Annotated in this window: 12 protein-coding genes; 2 read left to right on the top strand and 10 right to left on the bottom strand. The window is 48.1% G+C overall.

Annotated features, from left to right (window positions below; translation table 11 throughout):
* Nucleotides 1-161: 161 nt before the first annotated feature.
* Complete coding sequence (locus AAGR08_RS13495; RefSeq protein WP_320204457.1) at nt 162-932, bottom strand: response regulator transcription factor; 771 nt, start codon at nt 930-932, stop codon at nt 162-164.
* 142 nt (nt 933-1074) lie between these two features.
* Between AAGR08_RS13495 and AAGR08_RS13500 the strand changes: the two genes are divergently transcribed.
* Nucleotides 1075-3960 (top strand): transporter substrate-binding domain-containing protein, encoded by a 2886-nt coding sequence (locus tag AAGR08_RS13500; protein ID WP_345827104.1) that lies wholly within the window; start codon nt 1075-1077, stop codon nt 3958-3960.
* Nucleotides 3961-4001: 41 nt separating this feature from the next.
* The gene (locus AAGR08_RS13505) at nt 4002-4622 is read left to right on the top strand and encodes a response regulator transcription factor (protein ID WP_097094621.1); all 621 of its coding nucleotides are present in this window, start codon (nt 4002-4004) and stop codon (nt 4620-4622) included.
* A 72-nt stretch (nt 4623-4694) separates the two neighbouring features.
* Here the strand turns inward: AAGR08_RS13505 and AAGR08_RS13510 are convergent, their stop codons facing one another.
* From AAGR08_RS13510 to AAGR08_RS13550, 9 genes are all read right to left on the bottom strand, one after another.
* Complete coding sequence (locus AAGR08_RS13510) at nt 4695-8324, bottom strand: transporter substrate-binding domain-containing protein (RefSeq protein WP_345827105.1); 3630 nt, start codon at nt 8322-8324, stop codon at nt 4695-4697.
* 11 nt (nt 8325-8335) lie between these two features.
* On the bottom strand, nt 8336-8962 hold the full coding sequence (locus AAGR08_RS13515) for a response regulator transcription factor (protein ID WP_097094623.1): 627 nt from the start codon (nt 8960-8962) through the stop codon (nt 8336-8338).
* An 825-nt stretch (nt 8963-9787) separates the two neighbouring features.
* The gene (locus AAGR08_RS13520) at nt 9788-10405 is read right to left on the bottom strand and encodes a hypothetical protein (protein ID WP_345827106.1); all 618 of its coding nucleotides are present in this window, start codon (nt 10403-10405) and stop codon (nt 9788-9790) included.
* Nucleotides 10406-10422: 17 nt separating this feature from the next.
* Nucleotides 10423-10914, bottom strand: coding sequence for a GPW/gp25 family protein (locus tag AAGR08_RS13525; protein ID WP_097094625.1), 492 nt, complete (start codon nt 10912-10914; stop codon nt 10423-10425).
* A 15-nt stretch (nt 10915-10929) separates the two neighbouring features.
* Complete coding sequence (locus AAGR08_RS13530; protein ID WP_345827107.1) at nt 10930-11727, bottom strand: type VI secretion system accessory protein TagJ; 798 nt, start codon at nt 11725-11727, stop codon at nt 10930-10932.
* Nucleotides 11728-11745: 18 nt separating this feature from the next.
* Complete coding sequence (locus tag AAGR08_RS13535; protein ID WP_345827108.1) at nt 11746-12552, bottom strand: TagK domain-containing protein; 807 nt, start codon at nt 12550-12552, stop codon at nt 11746-11748.
* A gap of 1 nt (nt 12553) precedes the next feature.
* Nucleotides 12554-12817: a PAAR domain-containing protein gene (locus AAGR08_RS13540; RefSeq protein ID WP_097094628.1), complete on the bottom strand. Its 264-nt coding sequence runs from the start codon at nt 12815-12817 to the stop codon at nt 12554-12556.
* A gap of 79 nt (nt 12818-12896) precedes the next feature.
* The gene (gene tssI, locus AAGR08_RS13545) at nt 12897-15941 is read right to left on the bottom strand and encodes a type VI secretion system tip protein TssI/VgrG (RefSeq protein ID WP_345827109.1); all 3045 of its coding nucleotides are present in this window, start codon (nt 15939-15941) and stop codon (nt 12897-12899) included.
* A gap of 43 nt (nt 15942-15984) precedes the next feature.
* Nucleotides 15985-16674 (bottom strand): hypothetical protein, encoded by a 690-nt coding sequence (locus AAGR08_RS13550; RefSeq protein WP_097094629.1) that lies wholly within the window; start codon nt 16672-16674, stop codon nt 15985-15987.
* Nucleotides 16675-16676: the final 2 nt, after the last annotated feature.

Consider the following 16676-nt stretch of genomic DNA (forward strand, 5'->3'; position numbering starts at 1 on the left):
GAAGGAAACGCTAATGGCCTCGCTGATATTCGTGCAGAAGCCGAAAGCTTGCTGTGAAGTGAGAGCGTTATTTTTTTGAATTAATTAATCCAACAAAAAACTCGCGGAGCACCTTAAAAACATGGCGGTGAATTATAGTAACTTTCAGTGAAACTCAGGAGTCATTTAAATAACTCGTCGTGAATTTTAAAAAGCTCGGGATCTGAATTGATACCCAATTTCTTCATGCCAGCCTGCTTATGGCCGCTGATGGTTTTGCGGCTTCGCTTTAATTTTTTTGCAATTTCCAGCACGGTCATGCCGTTCAGAAAACAGTAAATAACCTCAGCTTCGCGTGGGGTCAGGAGTAAATTCAGACGCTCACGCATCGGTAGCGAGGGCTTATCGTCGTTTGTTAGCCCAGCGGCGCGCCGTTTACAACCCGACAGTTGTGATAATTCTACGTCAAGATCAGTGGGAATGTAGAGCTTATTTGCAGCAAGCGTTCGTATCGCTTCGAAAAAATTGGCACTCTCCTCTCGCTTGTTAATGTACCCCCTTACACCAAGCTGAAAAGCCGCACGGATAAGCGCCAGTGTTTCCACAGAAGAAGCCATCAGAATGCGCATATCCGGGTAATGGGCAAGAATCTTACGGATCAGAGAAAGGCCATCCAATTCGCCTTCATTCAAAATATAGTCAAGCACCAGAACATCTGGCTTTTCAACCAAAAGTGAATTCATTAATTCGCTGCTGCTGCTGAAACAGCCCAGCACAACGATATCTGGATGCTGACATGCCATATATTCGAACGAATAACGTATCATCGGATGATCATCCAAGAGAATGACAGAAATCTTGGTGGGTATAATGGAGTATTTCATTGGTTTCACACACATCAGCTTCTGTAATGCGTTCAGATGATACCGATAACCCTGATAATCCGTGCTCATCCTATGCTTATGCATTTGTAAGTAATGACTTACACTTTTCAGCAGATAATGTAAACAAGACTAACCTTGGAGGTTTATTCATCAATAATAGGCAAAATAATAAATACAAATTCGCTTAAAAAGTAATGCCTGCATCCTAAACATGAAATTCATTGCACCGATAATCTCTTTGTTGCTACTGTTTCTTCCTTTTATGCTCATTGCAACTCCTCAAACGCTGCAGCTATTACCTCGCATGAAAGTCGATCCCCCTATAGTGAAATTTTCTCCCAAGGTGAGCACCTGGCTGAAAATACATCCGGTAATTAATGTCGGCGTGTGGGGAATGTCGCCTCCTCCGCTCAGTTTTGGTATCGAACGTGGCGTACTGACTGGAATAGATGCGGATTATCTGCAGGTCCTGGAAAATGCGCTGAAAGTCCATTTTCGTCTGCAGTACTATGAAGACAAAGAGCAGGCGTTGGCGGCATTAAGTAAAGGGGCAATTACTCTGCTGGCAGTGTGGAATCCGGCAATTAATAATTGGCAGGATGTGAGATCATCATTGCCATGGTTATACGATTACAATGTTCTAATAACCGCTGCTAATAATGAGTTGAACTCACAAACGTTAAAAGAGGATATTCTGGCAAAGCTTGATAACGTCGCCGTTGTGCCTCAGGATTTGCCCGTGAGTTCGCCATTCCCCTTTAAAAATGATCATCACGTTGCTAACGATGTCCTTCCCGGCCAAACCAGCAGCTTGCTGATTAATCCTGCTCCAGCCCATATTCTGACCCGAAATCAGCAGGCCGATCATATTTGGCTAGTGCCCCATCCTCTGCAGAGTGACACTAATTTTAGCTTTGGCGTGAATAAGGCTTCACCCGAACTATTGGCTGCAATTAATGAAGTTTTGCAGCACTTACCGGCCGCTAGCCGCTTACGTATTGCACAGGGCTGGGGACTGGGCGATATCCCATCACCTATTCCCAGCCAGCTTGGGCTAACGAAACCCATGCAAGATTGGCTGCAATCCCATCCAAAAATGATCGTCATCGTCGATTCACGCCGTGCCCCCTTTAGCTACGTGAATGCTCATGGGCAACCCGATGGTTTGGCCATCGGTATATTACGGTTTTTTACTGAGCACTACGGCCTGAAGTTTGACTACAAAATCGTACATAGCGATCGTGAAAAGACCAGGCTAATAAAGCGCCATCCTGAAGCCATTATTGCCGGTGAGCTTACCCTTCCCGATTACCAGGATACGGCGACATTATCACCGCAACACAGTACGCCATGGTTAATGACACCCGCTGTATTGTTGATGAAAACGGATATTATGCGCCCCAGTTCATTGCACGACCTGAGTGGTGAACATATTGCATTGCCGCATTACAGTCCTTTGCGCCCCTGGCTTGAGACCTGGTTTCCACTGCTGCAATTAGAATTGAGCGATAGCACAGCACAGGCAATGGCCTGGCTAGAAGAGGGCAAGGTAAGGGGCGTCATTACCAATCAATTTACCGCACACTATTATCGCTACCGCCAGCATGGCGAGCGCTTTTCACTGGTACTGCCAATCAGAGCGCTAAATGCCAGCTTTGCCGTTGCAGACAGTGATTCTATGGTTCTTTCTATTCTCGATCTTGCGCTGCAGCAAACCCCGCCAATCACTTTTCTTGAGATGGCACAGCGCTGGCGCAACGTATCACGACCGTTAAATGACGATTCAAACTGGTCTCCCTCGTTTGGCTTATTGCAAATCATTTTTAGCGCGGTGCTGCTGACAGCGCTGGCGGCAGCGCTATGGATCGGTTATCTGCGCCAAAGACTGCGCGAACTAGTCAGGAATTTGCACGGCCGGCAAACCTTGATTGAACAGTTGCAATCCGCGCGCGAAGAGAATGTGAAAATCGTCAAATCTCACGGTGTATTTATGAAGAGTATGGGCCACGAGGTACGAACACCGCTAAATTCACTGTTGGGTTTGTTGGAAGTAGAGCTGACAAGATATCAGGATAAAGGCCAGCATAATGAAAATCTGCAGGCTGCTTATGAGTCGGCCTGTTCGCTACAAATGCTAACCAGTGATGTATTCGATATTTTCCGCGCCGAAAATGATGATTTCGAACCTGCCCCGCGTGTTGTCAACCTGCCCTCGCTGGTTAACAGCACGGTTGCACTTTATCGCCAGCAAGCCGAAGAAAAGGGTCTGAAAATCAGTACCGATGTTGAAACCAGCACGCCGCTGGTTGAGTGCGATCCATTGCTGGTAATACGTATGCTCTCCAGTCTGCTGCGTAATGCCATCAAACATACAACACAGGGCGAAATAAAAGTGTTGCTGTGTCAGCTGACAGAACCGGTTGAGGGGCGAGTTTGTATGGTGCTGGAAGTGGGAGATCAGGGAAACGGTCAGCCCGAACATTTCACCCTCACCCACTCACCGGCCACTTCCGAGCAGGTAGCAGCGTGGGCTGAGTCGGGCTTTAGTCTTGCCGACTGTCAGCTTCTGGCGCAGAGCGCAGGTGCAACGCTCAGTATCGATCGTAATGATCAAGGTGGGACACTCGTCTCATTACAATTTTGTGCTGCTTCAGTCAGCCTAACCTCCTCTCAACCGTTGGTATTGCCGGCTAAGCCAGGCCTGATCTTGATTGTGGATGACTACCCTCCCGCCTGCATGCTTCTAAGGCAGCAGTTGAATAAGTTGGGATATAGCGTGCTGGCCGCCAGCAATGGCCGTGATGGGCTAGCGCTGTGGCAGCAGCATCGTCAAAAAATAAAGGCGGTTATCACCGATTGTACAATGCCAGAAATGGATGGTTTCACGCTAACTCAGGCGATTCGCCAGCGGGAGAGTGAAAGCACACGCTTACCTTTAGCCATATTTGGACTGACAGCCATGAGCCTGCAAGATGCTGAGCAAGCCTGCCTGGCCGCAGGCATGAATGCCTGTCTCACCAAACCCATTTCAGTAGAACAGATTAAGTCGTTATTAACACCACTATCCGAGGGGCTTGTCGATGCCACGACTTATTAAAATCGCACTTCATTTTTTAATATTACAAGGAGGTCTCACCGATGAAAATAATCATTTATGATGGTCACCCACTGATGCGTGATGGACTCAAACGATTGATCACCGATCGGGGAGATGTGGTGGTAACGGCTACCTCCGACGCAGATCAATTGCTTGCCGCCGCGTGTTCAGGCGAAGCTGATTTATTGTTGATCGACCCGGTCACGCTGCCTGCAACCGTGCTGGATAACCTGCGCCAACCGGGTGAGCGAGAAGACTATCTACGCTGTTTGGTTTACACCGCTTCGGAAAGTGCAGCCTATCTCCTGCGCGGTGCAAGCGTTGCACTCCAGGGATGTCTGAGTAAAAAGTACTGCGCAGAAGCGCTGAACGAAGCGCTGGATGGATTGGCGAAAGGAAAATTGGTTTCATTGCCCCTCTCCTCGCTACAACCAGATAACAGCGATCGCAGACGTGCGGATAAGCGTTTACTGAATGGACTGACGCGACGTGAGCTACAAATACTGCGTCAATTAGGTGCCGGAAAATCAAATAAAATGATTGCTGAAGAGATGGAACTGAGTAATAAAACTATCAGTACCTACAAACGCAATATAATGCATAAGATGAAAACCAGTAATTTCAGCGAGCTTATTGATTTTGCCCGACGCAATGGCTTTTAATCTTCCGCATAATGACGCCAACATTCTTACTCAGAAATGGTTAAAGATGCTGGCATTATTAAAAAAGCTATTTTAAAGATGTTCCTCTGAAACATCTGCCAATTTCTTCGCACTGTGTAAACGAGTCAAATAATGTTCGAGGCGAATTATCAAGTCCCTGAGCATTGAATCCAGCATTTCACTATTTAAAGATTCATTACGACAATCAGCTTCAAGTTGCAAACACGCCTCCGCCAGGGCGTTTTGTCGAGCAATTCGCACACTACCGGTAATGCGGTGCGCCAGGTCAGCTATTTTGAACTTATCTTTCGGCAGCCTCAACCGCTTCATCTTAGTGAGATCTTCCTGCAGCGTGGTGACCATCAATTCAATCATGGTCGCTTCCATTTCTCGATCTGCTTTTTGCATTTCAACCTCTTTGGATTCCTGTATCAACGGCGGAAGTTCATCCCCCGACTGATGCAGATGTAGTGCGCGCGTCAGGCTGGTAATTGAGCAGGGTTTAAACAAACAACTGTCCATACCCGCTTCCAGACAGCGCTGCATCACTTCATGCATGGCACTGGCAGTAAAACCAATAATCCACGCACGTTTCCGGTTTAGTTCCTCTTCTGATTCACGCAAAATTCGCGTAAGTTGATAACCGTTCAGATTAGGCATGTTGCAATCGGTGATGATGATATCGAAAGTCTGCTTTTGCCATAGGTCCAGCGCTTGATAACCGTCTTCCGCGACCTCTGCCTCCTGGCCTAACCAGCTTAATTGACGAGCCAGTAACAACCGATTTGCAGCATTATCATCAACCACCAATATTCGCATCGCCGGCAGTTTCTTTTCCTGCTCACACTCAACTTCTTCTTCAATAGTGCTGTTTTCTTCACGCACGCGTGGCAGCGTCATGGTCGCACTGGCGCAGGTCCCCGCCCCTTTATCAGAACTGAGCGTAAGGGTTCCCCCCATATTTTCACAAATACTGCGACTGATATAGAGCCCAAGCCCAGTCCCGGAACGACGATTTTCAGCCTGACTGAACGGACGGAATAGATTTAATTGCTGGACCGGATCAATGCCAATTCCGCTATCCTGAACCTCGATGCGATAGTGCACCATATCGGTAGCTTCATCATGTGTCTGGTGGAGCGTTAGCGTCACGCCACCTAAATCAGTAAATTTAATCGCATTGCTTAATAGATTGGACAGTACTTGCTTAATACGCAGCGGATCCACCATTACGCGGATAAGGGGTTCTGAGGGGAAATGCTTGGTAAGGCTGATATTTTTATCCAGAGCCAGCCCCTGAAATACCTTCATCAAATTGTCTATCAATTTTCCCAGATGCACGGGTTCCGGATGATATTCCAGATGTCCGCCTTCAATACGCGACAGATCGAGAATATCACCAATCAAACCCACCAGACTTTCGGCCGATTCATATGCAACCTCTAACGCCTGTAAATCATGTTCGTCACGGCGACCCTTTTTGAGCGCCATATCCAGCATGCCAATAATCGCGTTCATCGGCGTGCGGATTTCATGGCTCATGGTAGAGAGAAACACGGACTTGGCGCGATTTGAATCTTCTGCTCGCTGTTTAGCTTCGCGAAGTTCTGCGAACAGAGCCTCACGTTCAGAGATATCAAGCCATCCTCCGATAATACCGATCACCTCACCCTTACTATTGTGATAGGGCTGGATCCACTGATAAACAGTGATGCCAATGGAGCTATTCGGGTTATCCCACAAGTCGTAACGGCGATCTTCGAATATCGGCTTATTACTCGCAATCACCTCCATCATTTGATGATGATAAAAGGCGGCTTGTTCAGTCGTACGTAAGCCCGGATGTTCTTTGATGGTTTTTCCCAGCGCTTCTTCATAGGCCACGCCGGTTTCAATCAGATAGCGCTCATTACAGTAGGTCAGGCGTCCTTCCCGATCGCGTAACGACACCGGAAAAGGCATGCTGGTCACGAGGCTCTCCAGTTGCCCCAGCTGATCATTCAACTGGCGACGGAGCGCCGCTTTGCGGCGTATCACAAGGCGTAAATAGTAAGCCCAGCTCGCCAGCAAAATCATCATGATGCCGCCCCCAATGGCACAGGTAAAAATCACAGGGCGAAAGCGTGTCCATGTGGTGTCCACAACCACCAGATCGCTGGGGCGCCAGCGGTTGGCCATATTTTCCAGTTCAACGGGAGGAATGGACAGCAGAACCTTGTTAAGCACATCGCGTAGCTCCGGGTCCGCCCGGCCAATAGCAAAAGCCAGCCACACAGGATGATCGTGAAGCGTGCCAACGATTTTTAGCTTTGAGCCGTAAGTCGTTTTGATCTGGTACTCTGCCATTGAAAGAACATTAGTCGCAGCATCCGCTTTTCCGTCCAGAACACTTTGCAGCATCTCCTGTCCGTTCTCGAGCTCCAGAATGTTGATTTCTGGATAACGCTTACGCAGCATATCCTCTACCGCCGACCCTTCGAGAATAGCCAGCGTTTTACCGCGTAAATCTGGCAAGGCGCGAATGTCATTTCGATCGCCACGGACGACCAGCGCATAAGGAGTACGCAAATAAGGGCGGGTGAGCAAAATTTGCTTATCCCGCTCAACGCTACTTGAAAGCGTGGTGATCATATCGACAGCTGAGGTATTGACCAGTTTCATCATTTCACTGGTGGTATCGACGGCTTCGAAACTAAAACGCATGCCGGTTTGAACGCCCACGACCGTAAGCAAATCGCCGACCATGCCACGTAAAATACCGTTGCCATCAATAAATGAGATCGGGGCTGTCATATTGCCGCTGTAAAGCGCAACTTTGACGATAGGGTGCGCTTTCATCCATGCTCGCTCAGCGGGAGTAAACTGCAGCGGCTGGTTCCAGTAATCAAAGCTGCTTAAATCAGGGCGCCACTGTCGCAGCAGCTCAAGAGATTCATATTCCGAGACGCTATCAAGCGCTTTGTTCATTAAAGCCAGCAGCTGAGGATTACGACGACTCAGGGCAAAACTGATTTCTTTGGTGGGAATAGAGTTAAAACGGGTGATATTCAAATCACTCAGTAAATTACGATTGAGAGCATACCGATTCCCAAGAAATGCTCTGGCTTGACCGAAATTTACGGCATTAAGCGCATCCTGAAAATTATCGTAGAGACGGAAATTGGCCTTCGGATAGAAACCTTGTACCTCTTCAAGTGGCAAATAATCACGCACCATCGCGACACTAACGCCGGCAAGATCGTCTGGCAATGGCAGCCCGTCTACCCGCTCAATGGCCAGGATCGGCTTTTCAGTGGCATAAGGCTTCGTCAGCACAAAATTACCATGGCTATAAAAGAGGCTAACTGAAGGAAGAAAATCAATTTTTCCTTCAGCTAGCGCATTCCATGCCTGCTCTCTGGTTTCAAACATCTCGACCCGCAATGGCAGACCCAATTGGTGCTCTACAATGGCGGCATAATCAGCACTCAATCCTTCGTATTCGCCTATCGGATTACTCATACCAAACGGCGGAAGATCGTAACGAAAGATGCCCATCACCAACTGCTGTTTGTGCAATAGCCAGGCCTGTTCAGTAGTTGAAAAACTAAGCGGCTTCAGCTCCTGAAGGGGGGCACGCGCGAGTAACTTATAATCATGTGCTGCCAGCGGCATGCTGGACAAGAGGAGCAAGAAGGCGAAGAGTAGGCAAAAGGTACGCATTTGTCCGTCGTTTACAGCAATTCATTACGTCGGGCAAAATCAATCAATTCAATCAGCGTCTGCGCATTCAGCTTCTGCTTCAGGCGATGCTTATAGGTACTAATGGTCTTTTCACTGAGTAACAACTGGTCGCCAATCTGCTTATTACCCAAGCCTTTAGCAATAAGGATCAGCACACTGAGCTCACGATCGGAGAGATCGCCCAAGAGTTTATTATCATCGCCAGCACCTGCTGGTAAAAGTGGCGAGTACTGGTCATAACGAGGAAAATAGCTGTAGCCACGCATGACGACGCGAATAGCGTCAGTGAGCTCACTAAGATCATCTGTTTTTGTTACAAAACCATCGGCTCCAGCTTGTTGGCAGCGCTGAGCAAAATGCGCACTAGCCTGTGAGGTCAACACCAGAATCTTGAGCGGCAACGCAAGGGAGCGCAAACGCTCCAAAACTTGCAGCCCATCTATTTTAGGTAGGCCAATATCCAGCAGCACTAAGTCAGGTGAGAGGTCGCGTGTTTTTTGTACAGCATCCACGCCGTTATCGGTCTCACCAACCACAATCATCTCGGTACGCTCCAGTAGCATTTTCACTGCGAACCGAATCACAGGATGATCGTCAACGATGATCACTTTTTTCATTTTCGTCAGATGTCCTGGAAAATAGGGTTAAAAATCACGAACGTAACGCCGTACAGAGGCTGGCTAAGATAGCGGTTCAATACAGATGAATCTGTAGGAGATTGCTTATCCTGTTGCCAGTCAGTACGACTCGCCATTACATAGCGACGTAAATTACGGGGCTTTTTAATCCCAGGGTAAAAAAATAAACCCCAAGACCTTTCGCAACTTTTTCGGATAAAAATCGGCAATTAAACGGACATAACTAAAGCCACTCCAGGGTTATCTGCATTAGCTAACTCACTGTTTAGAAAAAGTATCTGTGAATGCCGATGGCAATTAAGCGGTAGCCTTGTGTGAGGAGGGTAAAATCCATGCATTCCTAAACGTCCGAGCACTTGATTCGCTAAGCGCTTGCACACTAACGTTATACTTTGCCGCTCATAATCGCTCTTTGCGCCAATGATTTTTTCAACAAATATATTACTGATTTGCAGAAGACTGTTTGAGATTACCTCTTTTCGAGCACAGAACAACGGATATGCCACAGGCAGTAACCATGGAGATGAACGGCAGAATTATTGTTTTAAAACAATGAGTTAATTTTCACTGAGCGTTATTTCCCGCCAGTCAATTAGCGCTACATTTTTTGGAAAATTACTATGTGGATAATAAAAGCCCCGACGGAGAGCCGGGGCAAGAGGTAAATCGTTCTTTTTTATATTTATAGGCTTGTAGTTATCACCGGGATGGTAATTTTTGCTACGTGATACAAGGTACGGTATTTTTTATAAAAATAATGTCAGCAAATGACGGTAGCTGTGTCAGAAAATACTCACTCCTGCTTTATTCTTTTTCTTCTTCAATCCTTTTCTTGCTGAAAATAAAATGTTCAGCTTGCTGTTTTTCGTACTCCCAGTCGTGCATTGATAAACCAGCGAATTCAAAGCCAATCATATGGACATCGGGACCGGCAATAGGTAACTGAAGATAATGATTGAGAATATAAAGTAAGGTATATCCTGAGGAGGCCATTTTATCCCCTGAAACATAGGGGATAAAATCCGTACAGAAAACAGCGTCGAAGGGATCCAGGAATTTTACATTATCGACATTCACAAAATCATAATAATCAGAGAGAGCGAAGTATCGAAGGCGACCTTCTTCTCTATTCAGAGGGCTGTGATGACCATGAAAAAGAGGTTGTGCAGAGAACTGACGACGAATAACCACCGTGTCTCCAGTGTGTTGCGCCACTATTTCATGGTTAAAATAATTAAATACAATAAGCAGGTCCTGAGAACCGGTAACAATGTGTTCAGAACGTACCTTTGAAGAGTTAGCGATAACAAATATATTCTTATATTTTGGCACTACCTCCATCCAATCAAAGAAGTAATTTATTTTCTCCATAACACTTTTGCATTTAACAGGAGGTATATTTTCTATGGTTTCTAATCTCATTATTTACCCCCCTTACTTTAGACCAACTGTAAGTTAATGCTTTCCGTTTCAACTTCATAGCGAGCCCCTAAGCTTAAATCAAAGGGATGCGGCGACCATGCCACCAGTGCATGAATATTGAAACTGATTATCCCCTGCTTAATGGGAGATCGACGCTCCCCATTCAGACTGACAATAATACTTTCCGGAATGAGCCGGGGTTCAAAACGAATTAAAGCATCACGTATTAGATACTCGAGTCTCGTCCAGTTATGCGTATTGGTATAACTTCCTACTTGAGGTGACACGCCGTAGTTAATGACCGAACGTGCAACTTCACTATGTTTTGCAGGCTCGAGCTGAGGCTCAATATTTGCATTATTTAAAATTTCACTAATATTTTGCAGAATCAGCGTTTTCATCATCCGCTGATCGAAGTGAAATTTATCCCACGGCTCATCCACTCTTTTTGGCTCGTCATCGAGTAAACGCTCAAGCAGACAGGGTAAAAAGGGCTTTTTTTCTTTCATAAGATGACGGCCATATTAAATGCTAATTTCGCCCGCTTCAAACAGTGAGCATTCACCACTACTGCTTACCCACATTTTACGGCCCTGCCCGATATAACGGTCACTTTCGCTTTCCTGCCATTCCGTGCGAGAGCCAGTCAGTAAACTCACGTCACTTTCACTGTTAAGTGGATAGCGCGAAGGGATATAACCCTTATGCGTTTGACCTTTTACCACCACTGTAGCTGGAGCCCAGATCAGATCGGTTAGGCTGGTAGGCTTCTCAACGTTGAGCACTTCAATGTCAGAGAACGGTACCCAGCGATAGCCGCCAGCAAAGATGAACTCACACACTGGGCCCAGGCGGTCGTCACCATCGGCAATCCAATCAAATGTTTCTAATCCTTCACTTTTTCCTGACATGGCGGTAGCCGCTTCCAGCGCTCGGTGACGATACTCCTCACCCTTCGTGGCTTCTCCCTCGTGATAAAAGGCATTCGCTTTATTCAGCAGCTCACACCATTCAGGTAATGCATCCCCCAGATTGCCGGCCTCGCGTTGTCCTGCTAACACTAACTGACGCAAACGTTCACTGAGAATAAGATTTTTAAAAAGTTCACACTGGCGTTGAGTATCGTCATCGGTCTTCTCTACGATATCAAGCTGGCGTAGTGCGCGATCCCAATCAGCCTGTAAGCAATAAAGTTTGAACAGCCTCATGCGTAAATCACTGCTAGCTGGCTGTGATTTGACAGCAGCGACAGCCTGAGCAATGGCCTGAGGCAAACTATCAATGCCGGTAAATTCGTTATTAGTGTTCAGATTAATTTTCATTTCTCTTCCTGATTATTTTTACAAGTGGCTATCCAGCCCCATTTTATAAAGTTCGCGATACAGTAATTCTGAAACGACACGTTTTTCAATCTGCTTAAGATGTTCTGGTGCAATTTCTCGCAGTAGCTCAATCTTAATATCCTGCTCAGTTTCAAAAATATCATCGTGATCAATCATTAACTCTCTAAATACCCGCTCCATCATGACTTCTGCTTCGACGACACATTCGGAAACGGTCTTATTCTTAAGGCATTCGTTCACATTTAAGTTATCACTTAAACGCTCGCGCTTTGAATAGACATTCTTTTTCTCAACATCTCGCGGCGTGTGATGTTGCTCACCCCATAAGAGATAATGCTTATATTCTTGCGTTAATGATTTTAAAGGATCAATTTCTTCAGCGTGATGATTCTCTTGCTTTGCATCATCACCATAAGGCGTGTAATGGCCGCCGTGGTTGATCAGTAACTCTAGCTCAGGAAGATCTCCCTCAGCCGGTAATAGGCTATTTGCCAGTTCATCTGCAGGTGGAGCAATGACCTGAAGCAGGTAATGCCCAATCTGTATTAGCATCCCTCCTCGTAGCAGGCGAGTTGTACCGTTTTCAAATGGCTGCCCGTCTATAAGGCAAACATAGTCATGTGCTTCAACACATAACATCAGTTGCTGCTGCTGAAGCCAGAAAATAACCTGATCTTCTTGTTCAACAGCTTGATCATTAAAGCCGCCTGTCGACGGGCTAAACCATACAGGGCTATCACGTTGATGGTGTTCATCTAACGTAATATCATTATGCAGCTCCGGCCAGATGATCTGAATCTGCATGTTAACCGCCGATCAAGACATTGCCTGAGCCACTCACAATCGTTGCTCCACAGGCTGTTGAGTCACTAATACGAGCCGCAGGTTGATTATTGATAAATACCGTACCAGAGCCTGAAGCGACGACTGTTGAACCATCAATGCTACACACCGCATTACTTATTCCGACAGCTGCAGCCGGCAAGCTATTTATCATCACATTCCCTGAACCACTAATAATGCTACCACCATGACTTATTGAGTCACTTATCCGAGCTGCTGGTTTCATTTCACTATTCCTTTATTTAGCGCTCTATAAATGGGGGGAAGAGTTCTCCCCCCAAGGTTTATCTACCTAAACAGTCCCATTACGGCTCTGGCGTCTGCGAATCCGTCGGCGTCGGCGTTGGGGTTGGCATCGGCGTGTCCGTCGGCGGCGGCGTATCCGTCGGCGGCGGCGTGTCCGTCGGCGGCGGCGTGTCCGTCGGCGGCGGTGTATCCGTCGGCGGCGGCGTGTCCGTCGGCGGCGGCGTGTCCGTCGGCGGCGGCGTATCCGTCGGCTTCGGCGTGTCCGTCGGCGGCGGCGTGTCCGTCGGCGGCGGCGTATCCGTCGGCTTCGGCGTGTCCGTCGGCGGCGGCGTGTCCGTCGGCGGCGGCGTGTCCGTCGGCGGCGGCGTGTCCGTCGGCGGCGGCGTGTCCGTCGGCGGCGGCGTGTCCGTCGGCGGCGGCGTATCCGTCGGCGGCGGCGTATCCGTCGGCTTCGGCGTGTCCGTCGGCGGCGGCGTATCCGTCGGCTTCGGCGTGTCCGTCGGCTTCGGCGTATCCGTCGGCGGCGGCGTGTCCGTTGGCGGCGGCGTAATCGGCGGCCGCGTAATCGGCGGCTGTGTGATCGGCGGCTGCGTAATCGGCGGCTGCGTGATTGGTGGATCAATGATTGGCGGTGGTACCGGCGGATCAATAACAGGCGGCCATACAGGCAAGACTGGCAGTGGAATAGGTAAAGCCATGCCACCCATGATTGCTTTCGGTGACATCAGCCCGCCTACACCTTTAAGCCCTGCTAATGCGCTCAGCCCTAATCCACCGCCAACGGCACCGGCGGCGGCGGCAATGCCTGCACCGGCACAACCCGCCCCATCACCTGGGTTAATCTGAACGATGCCCCCTTCAATGACCACGCGCGATTTACCAATAATTTTGACGGTATCACCCGACAGTATCAGCTCACCTAACGTACCCACGCTGACTATTGCACCACCAAACAGCGTGGCGGCGCCCCCAACGGAGGTCATCTGCGCACCACCGACGTTAATCAACTGCGCACCGCCAACGTTGGTCAGGATCGCCCCGCCTACGTTGGTATTAATGGCTCCGCCTACGTTGGTGATGATGGCGCCTTTTACATAATTTTTGACTGTGCAGGCGACGTTCTTTTCAACTGACCCGGTTATGTTGGTGATAACGGTGCCACCAATGTTGGTGTTAACGGCACCGCCAACATTGGTATTGTGCGCACCGCCAATATCCGTCTTAACTGCGCCGGCAACACTCGTTTTATGCATTCCTCCCACAATCATGTTGTAGCCAGAACCAATTTCCATGCTTGCCTGGCTACCGATCAATTTGGAGTAACTGCCCCCCACATTTTTGCTGTAATCGGCCCCAACGATGATGTCACGATTAGCGCCCACCTCAAGGTTGTAATTGGAACCAATAGCATAAGTGGCATTCGCACCTACGTTCTTGGTGTAATCCGTTCCCACCACCAGAGTGCGATTCTTACCGACGCTAATATCAGAATTAACACCGATGGTTTGCGTTTCATCATTCTTGGTCAGGCGATCCATGTCGCGTTCCGCCTGTTCCCAGTACAATTCCTGGCCAGGCTTATCTTCGAAACGCACACCGTTGTAATTACTTTTACCACCACCAATAGTGCGGCTGATAAGCCCACTTTGTGTAGCATTTACCGGAAGATCCCAGGGCGGCATGGTGACGTTGTTATACAAGCTACCGGTGATCATTGGACGATCGGGATCGCCATTGATAAAGTCCACCACCACTTCATGGCCGACGCGTGGAATATAAATACCACCGAAGCTATTACCTGCCCACGCCTGGCTAACGCGCAACCAGCAAGAGTCAGATTCACGGTTAATGCCGTAACGATCCCAGGTAAAACGCACTTTTACCCGGCCATATTCGTCGGTCCAGACTTCTTCACCTGGCGGTCCCACTACAATCGCGTTTTGCGGACCATAAGTACGTGGCTTTGGAACTATCTGGGGATGACGATAGATTTTTGTCGTCGGCTGCACGGTAAATTTGCAGTGAATACTGAACATATCTTTATTGGTGACTTCGTTGATCTCCTGGATGTCCAGTTCACTGGAGATCACCATATATTCGCGGTTGACTTTGTTGACCGGATAACCGACCAGCTCAAAATGCGTTCCGCAAACAATCCCTCTTAGCTCGCCACTCCCGACCGCGCGTGAGCCCTTTGATCCACGCTCTTCGGTACGAATACGCGCTAACTGCTCACCAATAGCAGGTTGCTCGTAATCACCAGGCCAGTGGAATACCTCCATCTCATTGAAGCTGGTTTTTCTTGCTTTGACATCAATGGAAAGGATATCGGCGCGCGACTTAGTGAAGTCATAATCGTTGGTTACCCAGCGACCGCTGGTTAACATCTCCTGATGTTCAAATACAGAGATATACTCGGCATCGGCTTTAGGATTTTCCGGCTGATAATCAATAACATGGTAAGCTTCACTTGGGCTGGCTTTGTGTGCACCAACGTGATCCACCAGGATCAACTTATGCTTTTGGTCCTGATGTTCGTAGAACCAATAGATCCCCCACTCTTCCATCAGACGCTCAATAAAATTGAAGTCTGTCTCGCCATACTGGACCTGATAGTCCATCGTCGGATAACTGGTTGTCAGCCGCTTCTCATAAGAGAAGTGGTAGTCAGCCAGCACCTCATCGATAATATCGACCACTGATTTTTGTTGGAAAATTTTGTAGTCAGTGGTTAACGTGGTCAGCCATAGCCAGGGGCGGATAACAATCTCGAAAAGTGCCTGATTGGCATCGCGCCCTTTAAAGCGCGCTTTTTCAACCAATCCTGAAATCTCGCGTTGACCGCGTCCAATCCCGATGAGGTGATCGAGACCGTTTCCATCCAGTTCGATGAAGACGGTCATCTCTTTGCCAATTAACGCCTTGATATCCACATTCGAGGCAGATTGCCATGGAATAAGCGGATTTGCGGGCGTTTTTACCAGCAAGGTATAGCTGTATAAAGTGGAGAAGGTTTCTTCCCCCTTTATTCTATTCAGTACCAGAGCAGGTTCACCCAGTAACATGGGCATCGCTGGACTGCTTAGTGTTATCGTCCTAGACATAGTCATTCCTGATATCAGAAAAGTAACGTTGAGCGCGTTGCACTCAGGTCACCGGGTTAACAACTGCTTTCCGTTGTGATTCAATTATTTTTCCATGCCTGTTCTGCCTCCAGAGCCAGAGAAACTCTGAATCCGAAACGCACTCAGGCCAACTCCTCCATGGCATGACATCAACACATCGTTTCCCTTCCAGCTCAAAATCCGCATCGCATCGCATGTCACTGAGGCGGGTATGAATGTGTGAAAGCTGTGCTGAATTCGATAGTTTTGACCGCCAGCCGGAAGACAAACTCGATGCCACCAAATCACGGCAATCTGCCTCTATTTGTTCGCAAATATGGCGAGGGTTGTCATGTTGCGCTAGCGTGGACAGCGAGCGCATCATCCAAAACGGTAGACTGTCTTCTATTGTCAACAGCCGCACCATCTCTGAGGCCCGAAGCAATACGCAAACGCCATGTGGCGTTTCAGTGTTGTCATCGAATACAAGGGCACCGGTCAGATAATGATCCGCCGATATGCCATCTGCAGACATAACAAAGCACCATGGGTAACGACACAGTTCTGGTTGCGTTAATAACGAAGGTTCTGCAGGAGCAAGCGTCGAAATTAAAGAGGCAACTTCTGCCTTAACCCGCTGCATCTCTCCTTTTTTGCGTTGACTCTTTTCCCCGGAAAGCTCAGGCAAAAAACTCAGCAAATGCGCATGCTGCTTGCTGCGTTTCATCCACATAT

The organism is Pantoea sp. BRR-3P (assembly GCF_039621635.1).
GTDB classification, from domain to species: domain Bacteria; phylum Pseudomonadota; class Gammaproteobacteria; order Enterobacterales; family Enterobacteriaceae; genus Pantoea; species Pantoea floridensis.

Bases quoted from the DNA above. Each gene is read 5' to 3' on its own strand.
- AAGR08_RS13540 (WP_097094628.1), bottom strand. From the start codon at position 12,817: ATGAAACCAGCAGCTCGGATAAGTGACTCAATAAGTCATGGTGGTAGC.
- AAGR08_RS13550 (WP_097094629.1), bottom strand. From the start codon at position 16,674: ATGTGGATGAAACGCAGCAAGCAGCATGCGCATTTGCTGAGTTTTTTG.
- AAGR08_RS13525 (WP_097094625.1), bottom strand. From the start codon at position 10,914: ATGAAAGAAAAAAAGCCCTTTTTACCCTGTCTGCTTGAGCGTTTACTC.
- AAGR08_RS13510 (WP_345827105.1), bottom strand. From the start codon at position 8,324: ATGCGTACCTTTTGCCTACTCTTCGCCTTCTTGCTCCTCTTGTCCAGC.
- AAGR08_RS13495 (WP_320204457.1), bottom strand. From the start codon at position 932: ATGAGCACGGATTATCAGGGTTATCGGTATCATCTGAACGCATTACAG.
- AAGR08_RS13515 (WP_097094623.1), bottom strand. From the start codon at position 8,962: ATGAAAAAAGTGATCATCGTTGACGATCATCCTGTGATTCGGTTCGCA.
- AAGR08_RS13500 (WP_345827104.1), top strand. From the start codon at position 1,075: ATGAAATTCATTGCACCGATAATCTCTTTGTTGCTACTGTTTCTTCCT.
- AAGR08_RS13535 (WP_345827108.1), bottom strand. From the start codon at position 12,552: ATGCAGATTCAGATCATCTGGCCGGAGCTGCATAATGATATTACGTTA.
- AAGR08_RS13530 (WP_345827107.1), bottom strand. From the start codon at position 11,727: ATGAAAATTAATCTGAACACTAATAACGAATTTACCGGCATTGATAGT.
- AAGR08_RS13505 (WP_097094621.1), top strand. From the start codon at position 4,002: ATGAAAATAATCATTTATGATGGTCACCCACTGATGCGTGATGGACTC.
- AAGR08_RS13520 (WP_345827106.1), bottom strand. From the start codon at position 10,405: ATGAGATTAGAAACCATAGAAAATATACCTCCTGTTAAATGCAAAAGT.
- tssI (WP_345827109.1), bottom strand. From the start codon at position 15,941: ATGTCTAGGACGATAACACTAAGCAGTCCAGCGATGCCCATGTTACTG.